The sequence below is a fragment of the Nocardia sp. NPDC002869 genome (assembly GCF_046764065.1).
In the GTDB taxonomy this organism is placed as follows: domain Bacteria; phylum Actinomycetota; class Actinomycetes; order Mycobacteriales; family Mycobacteriaceae; genus Nocardia; species Nocardia rhamnosiphila.
Genome location: NZ_JBKOOL010000167.1, coordinates 1 through 12,368, shown reverse-complemented (window position 1 = coordinate 12,368; position 12,368 = coordinate 1). Strand labels below are relative to the sequence as shown.

Genomic DNA, 12,368 nt, shown 5'->3' with positions numbered 1-12,368 from the left:
CACCGCAGCTCCCGCCATCCGCGTTGTTATAGGATTTTACTGGTGTTCTGAGGTGTGCTCTTCCGAGCCCGCGCGCCGGAGGCGCGCCAAAAACACAGCACCTTCACGAGCAGGCCCGCATCTCGGCTATCGCGTGCCGGTGTCGTGTACCCACCTCATAGGGTCCGGTCCGCCTCTCCGCGGTCGTGAGCCGGCCCGCTTTTCGCCGTCGCGGGTCGGCCCACTTTCACCGACCTTTGTGTGCTGTTTTCAGGCCCGGGCGAAGGCGAGCGTTTCCCCGGCGACGCCGTGCAGCCACAGCGTGTTGCAGACGGCGGCCAGTTCCGGCAGTCCCTCCTCGATGGTGGCGAAGACATTGCCGGGCACCCAGCCCAGATCGCCGTTGATGAGCAGGTTGTTGCGGCCGTAGAACAGGGCGAGATCGGTGGCGCCCTGCTCGTGGTGGGCGGTCGACCCCGGTTCGTACCCGTAGGCGGGATTGCCGATCTCCCAAGGTTCGAAGTCGAACAGGCAGACGTCACCCGGGATCGGGGTGACCGTGGGGTTCTCCCGGTGCGGGGCGCCGGGGATACGGGGCACCAGCGTATACAGCTCGTTGCGGGCGTACTTGGCGTGGAAGGCATCCCCTTCCTGGGGGAGGGCCTCCCATACCGCGGCGCAGGTGCGCGGCGCTTCGTCGTCGAGCAGGCGGGCGCGGCAGGTGAGTCCGGTCTTGGTGAGGGTGATCGTGAGGTAGCGGGCCATCGATCCGTCCTGGGCGTCGTACGGGTGGGGTCGGCGACGTTGCCGGAGGTTTCGCGAGGTGGGTCAGCTGCCCAGTTCGGCGAGGACCTCGGACCAGATGGTCAGGGCGTCGTCGATCTGGGCCTCGGAGACGATGAGCGGCGGGATCATCCGCACCACGTTCATATGGGCGCCGCAGGTCAGTAGCAACAGGCCCTTGGGGGCGGCCAGCTGCTGTGCGGCGGTGGCGGTTTCCCGGTCCGGGGTGCCGTCGGGGGTGATGAACTCCGAACCCACCAGCAGGCCGAGGCCCCGGACGTCGCCGACGGCTTTCGTGTCGGCCGCGCGCACACCGGCCAGCAGCTGTTCACCGCGGACCGCCGCGTTCTCGACCAGCCCTTCCGATTCGATCACGTCCAGGGTGGCCAGGGCGGCCGCGCAGGCCACAGCGTTACCGCCGTAGGTGCCGCCCTGCGATCCGGGCCACGCCTTACTCATCAACTCTGCCGAAGCGGCGATCCCGGAGATGGGGAAGCCGCTGGCCAGCCCCTTCGCCATGGTGATCACATCGGGGTGGACGTCGAAATGCTGGTGGCCGAAGAACTTGCCGGTGCGGCCGAAGCCGGTCTGGATCTCGTCGAAGATCAACAGGATGCCGTAGCGGTCGGCGCGTTCGCGCAGGCCGTGGAAGAACTCGCGGTTGCCGGGGATGTAGCCGCCCTCGCCGAGTACGGGCTCCACGATGAACGCGGCTGTTTCCGCGGGGGAGGTGAGGGTGGCGAAGAGGTAGTCGAGTTCGCGCAGCGCGAAGGCGGTGGCCTCGGCCTCGGCCCAGCCGTACCGGAAGGCGGTGGGGAAGGGCGCCACGTGTACGCCCGACATCAGGGGGCTGAAACCGGCGGAGAAGCGGGTGCCGGAGGTGGTCATGGTGGCGGCGGCGACGGTGCGGCCGTGGAAACCGCCGTGGAAGACGATCACATTGGGCCGGCCGGTGGCCTGGCGGGCCAGCCGCAGCGCCGCTTCGACGGCTTCACTGCCGGAGTTGGCGTAGAACACCGAGTCGAGGCCCGCGGGCAGCACGGTGCCCAGGCGTTCGGTCAGTTCCAGCATCGGCCGGTGCATCACGGTGGTGTACTGCCCGTGGATCAGCTTGCCGATCTGCTCCTGCGCCGCCGCGACGACCCGGGGATGGCAGTGGCCGGTGCTGGTGACGCCGATACCGGCGGTGAAGTCGAGAAACCGGCGGCCGTCGACATCGTAGAGATAGCAGCCGGCGCCGTGATCGACGGTGACCGGTGTGGCCTGCTTCAGGATCGGGGAAAGTTCGGCCATGGTGTTCCGCCTCCCGGGACAGTCGGTGCGGCGCGCCGGACCGACGGGTGTGCGAAGCCGAGTGGAAGCCACTCGGAAATTGTCGGATTGTTGACAATATGAATAGCACGTCGGCACTGCCCGCGGCAATGGTTCACGCCGTGCGGGTCGTCGATGTATCCGTTCGGCCGGCCTGTCGTCGCCCACGTGTCGCGCGGCGGTGCGTTAGGTGCGTGCCCCGGCCGTCCGCTCCGATCGTGGCGGGCCCGGGCTCATTCCCGCAGCCAGATGGCCTCGGCGGCGATACTGCCCAGATCGGTCAGGGATTCCTCGCGCCCGATCCGCACCGCGATGGTGCCCGCGAAATCTCGCCGCTCCACCACGACGATCACGGTGTCCAGGGCGATACCCACCGAATCGAAATACCGCAGCATCTCCGGATCGGAATCGGAGATACGGGCCACCCGGCCCGACTCGCCGGCCTCGAAATCGCTCAACCGGCGCGCGGGCGGCGTGGGCACCGCCCCGTCCACCGACGGGATCGGGTCGCCGTGTGGATCCCGGTCGGGAAACCCGAGTTTCGCGTCGATCCGGGCCATCAGCAGATCCGAGACCGCGTGTTCGAGGATCTCCGCCTCGTCGTGCACCTCGTCCCAGCCGTAACCCAGCTCGCTCACCAGGAAGGTTTCGATCAAACGGTGCCGGCGCACCATATCGATGGCGGCGCGGCGGCCGTCCTCGGTCAGGGTGATGGAGCCGTACCGGGCGTGCTCGACCAGGCCCTGGTCCGATAATTTGCGCACGGCCTCCGAGACCGTGGAGGCGGAGACGCCGATCCGCTCGGCGAGCAGTTTGGTACTCACCCGCTCCTGCGACCACTCCTGGGCGGTCCAGATGACTTTCAAATAGTCCTGGGCCACCGACGACAGTCCCGGAGCGACCGATTCCCCGGCGTCGGCGAGGTCCCGTCGGGTGGCGATATCTCGTTTTCCGGGCACAATCACGAGCTTAAGCATTTCCGGGGCGATACACCTAGATGGCGCTGGTGGGCGTAGCCCATCCGCAGTCCGCGCACGGCCGGAGCGGATGCGGAGGTACGCCGAGGTTCTGGTTCGGGGGGTGGTGGGGTGTGGTTGCCGGCATGTGGACGCGCACGGCCGGAGCGGATGCGGAGGTACGCATTTTGCACCGTCTCCGGGAAACCCGGTGTTCGCCCGGGTGTTGCGCAGTCGAACACCGGTCGCACCCGAATACGGTACGGCCGCATGTTTGCGTAGGCTTGGCGTCTGTGCAGAGGTGGCGAAGTCTCGACGACGTACCCGCGGACTGGGGGCGGTGCGTTCTCACGATCGGCGTGTTCGACGGTGTTCATCGCGGACACGCGCAGTTGATCAGCCGGGCGGTGAAGTCCGCTGCCGCCCGTGATGTCCCGGCGGTACTGATGACTTTCGATCCGCACCCCATGGAGGTGATCCGGCCCGGTTCCCATCCGGCGCAGCTCACCACGCTCACCCGGCGCGCCGAACTCGCCGAGGAGCTGGGCGTCGATGTCTTCTGTGTCATGCCCTTCACCCACGACTTCATGAAGCTCACCCCGGGCGAGTACGTGCACGACCTGCTCGTGGAGCGGTTGCACGTCAGCGAAGTGGTGGTCGGCGACAATTTCACCTTCGGCAAGAAGGCCGCGGGCACCGTGGACACCATGCGCGAACTCGGCGGCCGGTTCGGGTTCGAGGTCGACGGCGTGACCTTGCTGGGCGAGCATGCCGTCACCTTCTCCTCCACCTATATCCGCGCCTGTGTCGACGCCGGCGATATGGCCGCCGCCGCCGAGGCGCTGGGCCGTCCGCACCGGGTCGAGGGTGTGGTGGTGCGCGGCGACGGCCGCGGCCGCACGCTGGGCTTTCCCACGGCCAATGTCGCACCTCCCATGCATGCCGCCATCCCGGCCGACGGGGTCTACGCGGGATGGTTCACCGTGCTGGGCCCCGGGCCGACCATCGGCACCGTGACGCCCGGCGAGCCCGTGATGGCCGCGATCTCGGTCGGTACCAATCCCACCTTCTCCGGCCGGGCCCGGACGGTCGAGGCCTATGTCCTGGACCGCGAGGCCGATCTCTACGGGCAGCATGTGGCCGTGGATTTCGTGGACCATCTGCGCGGCATGCGGAAATTCGATTCGGTCGACGAACTGGTCGCGGTCATGGGCCGGGATGTGGCCGCGACCCGCAAGATCCTCGGTTCCGAAAGCTGAACCCGGCCCGGCGCGGGCGGGCGGTGACGGCTCGGGTAGAGTCGCCCGTCGGGTCTGCTGCGGTCCGCGGCGGCGCCCATCCCGGATATCCGGCCGGATCAACACGATATGCGCTGTCGGCGAATATCGAGTGCTGCGGTCACCGGGTCCTTGTGCGCGGAACTGAGAAACAGGAGTGGATGCCCCATGGCGCTGACCACCGAGCAGAAGAAGACCATTCTCGCGGAGTACGGTCTGCACGAGACGGACACCGGTTCGCCGGAGGCCCAGATCGCGCTGCTGACCAAGCGTATCTCCGATATCACCGAGCACCTGAAGGTGCACAAGCACGATCACCACACCCGCCACGGGCTGATGGCGCTGATCGGTCGCCGCAAGCGGCTGTCGAAGTACCTGCAGAACAACGACATCAACCGCTACCGCAGCCTGATCGAACGGCTCGGCCTGCGGCGCTGATCGATCTTGAACACGCCCGGTTCGATGAGCCGGGCGGCACGTATGCCGACGGGGCGCATACAATCGCCTCGTCGGCATTTTCGTGTACCGGGGGTCTCCCGGGCACGGAACGACAGAACCAGCCGTGCACACCCGCGCTCGTGGCGTCGGTCTTCGGTAGTGGCTTTTCGGCCCGGACGTGATGCGCCGGAGAGCTTCGATCGATGACCGCCTCCGCGTCGCCGGCTCCAAGGGGAGCCCGGCCGGGTGTACGCGCCGCAGCACGAATACGGCCACCGCTGACCCCGACGGTCACCGCGGTTCCGCCGACGCGCCGCGTTCGAACCTGGTACGGCTGACACAGCCGGATCGCGCCACCGGGCGCTGTATCCGGCGAGACGAGAGGTTGAGAACAGAGAAATGCCAGAAACGATTGAACGCTCGAAGAGCTCGGCCATCGAGGTCGAACCGGGTGTTTTCGAATCCGTCGCGCTGATCGACAACGGCGCGTTCGGCACCCGCACGGTTCGCTTCGAGACGGGCCGGCTCGCGAAACAAGCCGCCGGATCGGTCGTCGCCTACCTGGACGACGAGACCATGCTGCTGTCGGCGACCACCGCCGGTAAGCACCCCAAGGACCAGTTCGACTTCTTCCCGCTGACCGTCGATGTCGAGGAGCGGATGTACGCGGCGGGCCGGATCCCCGGTTCGTTCTTCCGCCGTGAGGGCCGTCCCTCCACCGACGCGATCCTCACCTGCCGGCTGATCGACCGGCCGCTGCGCCCGTCGTTCGTCGACGGCCTGCGCAACGAGATCCAGGTCGTGGTGACCGTGCTGAGCCTGGATCCCCAGGATCTCTACGATGTGGTCGCCATCAACGCGGCGTCGGCGTCCACCCAGATCTCGGGCCTGCCGTTCTCCGGTCCGGTCGGCGGCGTGCGCGTCGCCCTGATCAATGATCCGGCCGCGGGTACCGCCGCGGGTGGCCAGTGGGTCGCCTTCCCGACCGTCGAGCAGCTGGAGAAGGCTGTTTTCGATATGGTCGTGGCCGGCCGGGTCACCGACACCGGTGATGTGGCGATCATGATGGTCGAGGCCGAAGCCACCGACAATGTGATCGCGCTGATCGACGGTGGCGCGCAGGCGCCGACCGAGGCCGTGGTCGCCGAGGGACTCGAGGCCGCCAAGCCGTTCATCGCGCGGCTGTGCCGGGCGCAGCAGGACCTGGCCGAGCTCGCGGCCAAGCCCACCGAGGAATTCCCGCTCTTCCCGCCGTATGCCGACGACGCGTACGCCGCCGTCGAGGACGCCGCGAAGGCGCCGCTCTCGGAGGCGCTGGGCATCGTCGGCAAGCAGGAGCGCGACGAGAAGATCGACGAGATCAAACTCGAGGTGCTGTCCCGCCTCGGCGAATCGTTCGAGGGCCGGGAGAAGGAGCTGGGGGCCGCGTTCCGCTCGGTCACCAAGAAGCTGGTCCGGCAGCGCATTCTCACCGACGGTTTCCGGATCGACGGCCGCGGTCTGGCCGATATCCGGGCGCTGTCGGCCGAGGTCGCCGTGGTGCCGCGGGCCCACGGTTCGGCGCTGTTCGAGCGCGGCGAGACCCAGATCATGGGTGTGACCACTCTCGATATGGTCAAGATGGCGCAGCAGGTCGATTCGCTCGGCCCGGAAACCTCCAAGCGCTATATGCACCACTACAACTTCCCGCCGTACTCGACCGGTGAAACCGGCCGTGTCGGTTCGCCCAAGCGCCGCGAGATCGGCCACGGCGCGCTGGCCGAGCGGGCGCTGATCCCGGTGCTGCCGAGCCAGGAGGAGTTCCCGTACGCGATCCGGCAGGTGTCGGAGGCGTTGAGCTCCAACGGTTCGACCTCGATGGGTTCGGTCTGCGCCTCGACCCTGTCGCTGCTCAACGCCGGTGTGCCGCTGAAGGCGCCGGTTGCGGGTATCGCCATGGGCCTGGTGTCGGACACCGTCACCAACGAGGCCGCCGCGCAGGAGGTCCGCTATGTGGCGCTGACCGATATCCTCGGCGCCGAGGACGCCTTCGGCGATATGGACTTCAAGGTCGCCGGCACCCGGGGTTTCGTCACCGCCCTGCAGCTCGACACCAAGCTGGACGGTATCCCCTCGCAGGTGCTGGCCGGTGCGCTGAGCCAGGCGCACGACGCCCGCACCACCATCCTGGATGTGATGGCCGAGGCCATCGCCACCCCGGACGAGATGAGCCCGTACGCGCCGCGCGTCACCGCCATCAAGATCCCGGTCGACAAGATCGGTGAGGTCATCGGCCCCAAGGGCAAGATGATCAACCAGATCACCGAGGACACCGGCGCCAATATCTCCATCGAGGACGACGGCACCGTGTTCGTCGGGGCCACCGACGGCCCGTCGGCGCAGGCGGCGATCGACGCGATCAACGCGATCGCCAACCCGCAGTTGCCCAAGGTCGGCGAGCGGTTCCTCGGCACCGTGGTCAAGACCACCGCCTTCGGTGCGTTCGTCTCGCTGCTGCCGGGTCGGGACGGCCTGGTGCACATCTCCAAGCTGGGCAACGGCAAGCGCGTGGCCAAGGTCGAGGACGTGGTGAACGTCGGCGACAAACTGCGCGTGGAGATCGCCGATATCGACAACCGCGGCAAGATCTCGCTGATCCCCGTCGACGAGACCGCCGACGAAGCGCCCGCCGATGCGGACGCGGCGGCGACCGAGTAGTACTGGTCGTGTGACGGAGCAGAAAACGACGGCCCCCCTGCGCCCGAGTGGGCAGGGGGGTTCGTCATCGGCGTGGCGGATCGGCGAAACGGTCGATATCGACTACGGAGTACGGCGTACCGTCCTGCCGGGTGGTCTGCGCGTGGTGACCGAGCACGTACCCGGCGTGCGTTCGGCGTCCGTCGGCGTATGGGTGGGGGTCGGCTCGCGCGACGAGGGCCCGACCGTCGCCGGTGCCGCGCATTTCCTGGAACACCTGCTGTTCAAGGCCACGCCGAGCCGTTCGGCGCTGGATATCGCCGAGGCCATGGATGCCGTCGGCGGTGAACTCAACGCGTTCACCGCCAAGGAACAGACCTGCTACTACGCCCACGTGGTGGACGAGGATCTGCCCCTGGCGGTGGATCTGGTCACCGATGTGGTGCTCAACGGACTCTGCCGGGCGGCCGATGTCGATGTGGAGCGGCAGGTCGTGCTGGAGGAGATCGCGATGCGCGACGACGACCCGGAGGATCTCGTCGGTGACGCCTTCCTCACCGCGCTGTTCGGTGATCACCCGATCGGCCGCCCGATCATCGGCTCGGTGGAATCCATCGAGGGGATGCGCGCGAGCCAGCTGCGTTCCTTTCATCAGCGCCGCTACACCCCCGACCGGATGGTCGTCGCGGTCGCGGGCAATATCGAGCACGAGCACACCGTGGAACTGGTACATCGCGCGGTCGCCGGCCGGCTCGACCCCGGCGCGCTGCCCGCGCCGCGGCGCGAGGGCCGGTTCCGTAGCCGGGACGAGCCGAGGCTGACCTGGTCCAACCGGGACAGCGAACAGGCGCATCTGGTGTTCGGGGTGCGGGCCTATGGCCGCCACGAAGGACAGCTGCGGTGGCCGCTGTCGGTGCTCGACACGGTGATCGGCGGCGGCCTGAGTTCCCGGCTGTTCCAGCGGATCCGGGAGGAACGAGGGCTCGCCTACTCGGTGTACTCCAGTGTGGATACCTTCGCCGATACCGGCGCGTTCTCGGTGTACCTGGGCTGCCAGCCGGAGAATCTCGGTGAGGTGGCGACGCTGGCCCGCGGGGTGCTCGAGGAGATCGCCGCGGACGGTATCACCGATGCCGAATGCGCCCGGGCCAAGGGTTCGCTGCGCGGCGGGCTGGTGCTGGGTCTGGAGGACTCGGCGTCCCGGATGAACCGGATCGGCCGCAGTGAGCTCAGCTACGGCAACCACCGCAGTGTGTCCGAGACGCTGGCCCGGATCGACGCGGTGACCACCGAGGAGGTCGGCGAGGTCGCGGCGGCGCTGCTGTCCCGGCCGTTCGCCGCGTCGGTGGCGGGGCCGTATCAGCGGGTCCGCGATCTCCCGGCGCCGGTGCGCCGACTCGCCGCGAGCTGAACGACTCGGCTCGAATAGCGGGTCTCGCCCGGTTCGGTGCTTCAGGCGGCAGTATCGCTGGGTCGCCGAGCCGGCCGCCTCGTCCGCTCGGCGGTCAGTCGTCTCGGCGGGGGGCCGCGCGATTGGCGGCGCCGACGATGGAGTCCAGCAGGCCGGGCAGGGCCCGGTCGAGGTCGCCGGTGCGCAGTCGCTGATGGGTCTGGCCGTCGATCATCAGGCGTTCGATGACACCGGCTTCGCGCAGCACCTTGAAGTGGTGGGTGGCGGTCGATTTGTTGATCACTTCGTAGAGGGCGGCGCAGCGTACGGCGTCGTCCGCGTTGTGCAGGCGGCGGACCATTTCCAGGCGCACGGGGTCCTGGAGCGCGGCCAGCACCACAGGGAGCGGGGCCACCGGGGTCGGGGTATCCGTGGTCGGTGTGGTCTGCGTCATGATCTACTCGCTAGGGTTTGATGATCATCGAACCTAGGTTTAGGCTCGATGCAGTTCGATCAACGTCAAACTTACCTGTTTCGGGGTTCTCATGGCAGCGACAGCGGCGGTACTCACCGACGACAGAACGATCCAACCCTGGGCCTACGGTCTCGTCCTCGGTGCGACGGGGGTCGCGCTCGGGGTCTCCGGTGTACCGGCCCCGCTCTACGGTCTCTACGAACAGCAGTGGCATCTCTCCCCGCTGACCACCACCGTCGTCTTCGCGGTCTACGCGATCGCGGCCCTCGGCGCCGTCCTCGTCTCGGGCCGGATCTCCGATGTGGTCGGGCGCAAACCCGTCCTGCTCGGGGCGTTCGCGGTGATGATCGCCGGCCTGGTGGTGTTCGTACTCGCCGATACCGTGCCCATGCTGCTGCTCGCCCGCGCCCTGCACGGGATGGCCGTCGGCGCCACCGTGGTCGCCGGGGCGGCGGCGCTGCTCGACCTGCGGCCGCATCGCGGCGCTCGCTCGGGTCAGCTCACCGGCGTCGCGTTCAATGTGGGTATGGCGGTGGCCATCATGGGCTCGGCGCTGCTGGCCCAGTACGCCCCCCATCCGCTGCGCACACCGTATGTGGTGATCAGCATTGTCTGCCTGCTCGTCACCGCCGGGGTACTGGCATTACGCGAACCGCACGCGGCGCGGGTCGCCGGCCGGATCCGTATCGCCCGGCCCGCCGTACCCCGCGAGATCCGCGCCGACTTCTGGTTCGCGGCGATGGGGGTCATGGCCGCGTGGTCGGTGCTCGGCGTGCTGCTGTCGCTGTATCCCTCGCTGGCCGCGCAGCAGACCGGTATCCACAATCTTGTCTTCGGCGGGGTCGTGGTGGCGGCGACCGCGACGGCGGCCGCGCTAGTCCAGTTGTTCGCCACCGCCATCCCGGCCCGGCGCGCGGCCGTCGGCGGCGATATCGGAATGGCCGTCGCCCTGGTCCTGACCGTGCCCGCGCTGGGTACGCACAACTGGGTCGCGGTACTGGCGGCCGGTGTTCTGCTCGGTGCCACCTTCGGCCTCGGCTTCGGCGGGTCGCTGCGCCACCTCTCCCATGTGGTGCCCGAACACCGGCGGGGCGAGACCATGTCGGCCTACTACCTGCTCGCCTACACCTCCATGGCGCTGCCGACCGTCCTCGCGGGCTGGGCCGCCACCACCTGGGGCCTGCATACGGTGTTCCCCTGGTTCGTGGGCGTCGTCGCGGTGGCGTGCCTGGGTGCCGCGACGCTGGGATTGCGCCGCGGCACCCGGTAGGGCTATGCCGGCCATCCCCCGTAGGGCACGGTGATCAACTCCATGTAGTGACCGCTGGGGTCCAAGAAGTAGACGCCGCGCCCGCCGTCGTTGTGGTTGATCTCGCCCGCGGCTTTCTGCTGCGGGTCGGCCCAGTGCTCGAGACCGTACCGCTGGATCTTGGCGTAGGCGGCGTCGAACTCCTGCTCCGAGACCAGGAACGCGTAGTGCTGGCCCTGGATCGCGGTGATATGCGGAGGAACGTTCGCGAAATCGAACGTGACCCCGTTGCCGGTGACAAGTGGAATGAAATGGCCCCATGGGGCGCCCGGTTCCACGCCCAGGATATCGCCCCAGAATTCGGCCGATTCGCGGTTGTCACGGCATCCGACAATGGTGTGGTTGAACTGAACGGACAAAGGAATATCTCCTCGAGTCGTGATGGTCCCGACCCCGGGCTCGGTACAAGGCGGCCAACGGGAGCACCATCACGCCACAGGAGAATAGTCCGAACCGGATCATGATCGAAACCCGAGCGCGGCCTACCGTGGTGACCATGAGAATTCGTGGGGCAGTCCTGGAACGGATCGGCGCACCGGTGCCGTACGCCGAGTCGGCGCCGATCACCATCAGCGAGCTCGAGCTCGCCGACCCGGGGCCCGGCGAGATCCTGGTGCGCATCGAAGCCGCCGGCCTCTGCCACTCCGACCTCTCGGTGGTCGACGGCAACCGTGTGCGACCGGTACCGATGCTGCTCGGACACGAAGCATCGGGCAAGGTCGTCCAAGCGGGTCCCGGCGCAGACCTGCCCGTCGGGCGGCGGGTCGCGATGACCTTCCTGCCGCGCTGCGGCGAATGCGCCGGTTGCGCTTCCGGCGGCCGGACCCCGTGTATTCCCGGCAGCGCGGCCAACAACGCCGGCGAACTGCTCGGTGGCGGCCGCCGACTGCACCGCGACGGCGCCGAAGTACAGCACCATCTCGGGGTCTCCGGGTTCGCGACCCACGCGGTGGTGGACCGGCGGTCCGTGGTGCCGGTGGACGACGACGTGCCGCCGGAAGTCGCCGCCGTGCTCGGCTGCGCGGTCCTGACCGGCGGCGGTGCCCTGCTGAACTCGGCGAAACCCGCCGCGACCGACCGGGTCATGGTGGTGGGCCTCGGTGGCGTGGGTATGGCGGCCGTCCTGGTGGCGGTCTCCCTGGGTGTCCAGGAGGTGATCGCCGTCGACACGGTCCCGGACAAACTGGCGCTGGCCCGCGAACTCGGGGCCGGGAGCGCGTACACGCCCGCCGAAGTCGCCGACCGGGGTGTCCAGGCGGAAGTCGTCGTCGAAGCGGTCGGCTCCGCCCGGGCCTTCGAGAGCGCGGTCGCGGCCACTGCGCCCGGCGGTGTCACCGTGACGGTGGGCCTGCCCGCCCCCGACGCCCGCGCGACCATCTCACCCCTGGGCTTGGTGGCCCAGGGCCGTTCGATCGTCGGCAGCTATCTCGGTTCGGCGGTCCCCTCGCGTGATATCCCCGAGTACGTCCGGATGTGGCGGGAGGGGAGCCTCCCGGTGGAAAAACTCATCTCCGCCCGGATCGGACTGGCGGATATCAACGGTGCCATGGACGAACTCGCCGCCGGCCATGCCCTCCGCCAGGTGATTGTTTTCTGAGCTGCGTTCCTCTGCCCCGCCCGGGGTCCTTACTCCCGCGGCAGACCCGGTGCCGAGTCTTACGCGGCCCTCGAAGGGTCGAGGCCCGTCCCGCCTTCAGGCCTCGAAGTGCATGCGCGAAGCGCGAGTCTCGAGGCCTGAACGGCGGGACCGAGGGGGCCTCGACCCGATCGGAAG

Annotated in this window: 11 protein-coding genes; 6 read left to right on the top strand and 5 right to left on the bottom strand. The window is 68.5% G+C overall.

What is annotated here, in order from left to right; all coding sequences use genetic code 11:
- Positions 1 to 249: 249 nt before the first annotated feature.
- The 3 genes from ACLML9_RS23985 to ACLML9_RS23975 form a co-directional block, all read right to left on the bottom strand.
- Positions 250 to 744, bottom strand: coding sequence for a DUF3830 family protein (locus tag ACLML9_RS23985; RefSeq protein WP_063126629.1), 495 nt, complete (start codon positions 742 to 744; stop codon positions 250 to 252).
- 63 nt (positions 745 to 807) lie between these two features.
- Positions 808 to 2,055, bottom strand: coding sequence for an aspartate aminotransferase family protein (locus ACLML9_RS23980; RefSeq protein WP_411947638.1), 1,248 nt, complete (start codon positions 2,053 to 2,055; stop codon positions 808 to 810).
- Between the two features lie 251 nt (positions 2,056 to 2,306).
- The gene (locus tag ACLML9_RS23975) at positions 2,307 to 3,050 is read right to left on the bottom strand and encodes a metal-dependent transcriptional regulator (protein WP_030521702.1); all 744 of its coding nucleotides are present in this window, start codon (positions 3,048 to 3,050) and stop codon (positions 2,307 to 2,309) included.
- A 272-nt stretch (positions 3,051 to 3,322) separates the two neighbouring features.
- Between ACLML9_RS23975 and ACLML9_RS23970 the strand changes: the two genes are divergently transcribed.
- The 4 genes from ACLML9_RS23970 to ACLML9_RS23955 all read left to right on the top strand — a co-directional run bounded on the left by ACLML9_RS23970 (position 3,323) and on the right by ACLML9_RS23955 (position 8,831).
- The gene (locus ACLML9_RS23970; protein ID WP_411947637.1) at positions 3,323 to 4,288 is read left to right on the top strand and encodes a bifunctional riboflavin kinase/FAD synthetase; all 966 of its coding nucleotides are present in this window, start codon (positions 3,323 to 3,325) and stop codon (positions 4,286 to 4,288) included.
- Positions 4,289 to 4,474: 186 nt separating this feature from the next.
- On the top strand, positions 4,475 to 4,744 hold the full coding sequence (rpsO, locus tag ACLML9_RS23965; protein WP_030521700.1) for a 30S ribosomal protein S15: 270 nt from the start codon (positions 4,475 to 4,477) through the stop codon (positions 4,742 to 4,744).
- A gap of 399 nt (positions 4,745 to 5,143) precedes the next feature.
- Positions 5,144 to 7,441 (top strand): polyribonucleotide nucleotidyltransferase, encoded by a 2,298-nt coding sequence (locus tag ACLML9_RS23960; protein WP_411947636.1) that lies wholly within the window; start codon positions 5,144 to 5,146, stop codon positions 7,439 to 7,441.
- Positions 7,416 to 8,831: a M16 family metallopeptidase gene (locus ACLML9_RS23955; protein ID WP_411947635.1), complete on the top strand. Its 1,416-nt coding sequence runs from the start codon at positions 7,416 to 7,418 to the stop codon at positions 8,829 to 8,831. The genes ACLML9_RS23960 and ACLML9_RS23955 overlap by 26 nt, the downstream gene beginning before the upstream one ends.
- A 94-nt stretch (positions 8,832 to 8,925) precedes the next feature.
- Here ACLML9_RS23955 and ACLML9_RS23950 read toward each other — a convergent pair whose 3' ends face one another.
- Entirely contained in the window at positions 8,926 to 9,264 is a 339-nt protein-coding gene (locus ACLML9_RS23950) for an ArsR/SmtB family transcription factor (RefSeq protein ID WP_411947634.1), read from the bottom strand.
- A gap of 91 nt (positions 9,265 to 9,355) precedes the next feature.
- Between ACLML9_RS23950 and ACLML9_RS23945 the strand changes: the two genes are divergently transcribed.
- The gene (locus ACLML9_RS23945; protein ID WP_411947633.1) at positions 9,356 to 10,555 is read left to right on the top strand and encodes an MFS transporter; all 1,200 of its coding nucleotides are present in this window, start codon (positions 9,356 to 9,358) and stop codon (positions 10,553 to 10,555) included.
- A 2-nt stretch (positions 10,556 to 10,557) separates the two neighbouring features.
- On the opposite strand, the gene ACLML9_RS23940 is transcribed toward ACLML9_RS23945, so the two are convergent.
- Positions 10,558 to 10,953, bottom strand: a complete 396-nt coding sequence (locus ACLML9_RS23940) for a VOC family protein (protein WP_411947632.1) — start codon at positions 10,951 to 10,953, stop codon at positions 10,558 to 10,560.
- Between the two features lie 137 nt (positions 10,954 to 11,090).
- On the opposite strand from ACLML9_RS23940, the gene ACLML9_RS23935 reads away from it, so the two are divergent.
- Positions 11,091 to 12,191, top strand: a complete 1,101-nt coding sequence (locus ACLML9_RS23935) for an alcohol dehydrogenase catalytic domain-containing protein (protein WP_411947631.1) — start codon at positions 11,091 to 11,093, stop codon at positions 12,189 to 12,191.
- Positions 12,192 to 12,368 lie beyond the last annotated feature (177 nt).

Excerpts from the sequence above, each read along its gene's own strand:
- ACLML9_RS23985 (WP_063126629.1), bottom strand. The coding sequence starts at position 744 with ATGGCCCGCTACCTCACGATCACCCTCACCAAGACCGGACTCACCTGC.
- ACLML9_RS23980 (WP_411947638.1), bottom strand. The coding sequence starts at position 2,055 with ATGGCCGAACTTTCCCCGATCCTGAAGCAGGCCACACCGGTCACCGTC.
- ACLML9_RS23975 (WP_030521702.1), bottom strand. The coding sequence starts at position 3,050 with ATGCTTAAGCTCGTGATTGTGCCCGGAAAACGAGATATCGCCACCCGA.
- rpsO (WP_030521700.1), top strand. The coding sequence starts at position 4,475 with ATGGCGCTGACCACCGAGCAGAAGAAGACCATTCTCGCGGAGTACGGT.
- ACLML9_RS23960 (WP_411947636.1), top strand. The coding sequence starts at position 5,144 with ATGCCAGAAACGATTGAACGCTCGAAGAGCTCGGCCATCGAGGTCGAA.
- ACLML9_RS23955 (WP_411947635.1), top strand. The coding sequence starts at position 7,416 with ATGCGGACGCGGCGGCGACCGAGTAGTACTGGTCGTGTGACGGAGCAG.
- ACLML9_RS23950 (WP_411947634.1), bottom strand. The coding sequence starts at position 9,264 with ATGACGCAGACCACACCGACCACGGATACCCCGACCCCGGTGGCCCCG.
- ACLML9_RS23945 (WP_411947633.1), top strand. The coding sequence starts at position 9,356 with ATGGCAGCGACAGCGGCGGTACTCACCGACGACAGAACGATCCAACCC.
- ACLML9_RS23935 (WP_411947631.1), top strand. The coding sequence starts at position 11,091 with ATGAGAATTCGTGGGGCAGTCCTGGAACGGATCGGCGCACCGGTGCCG.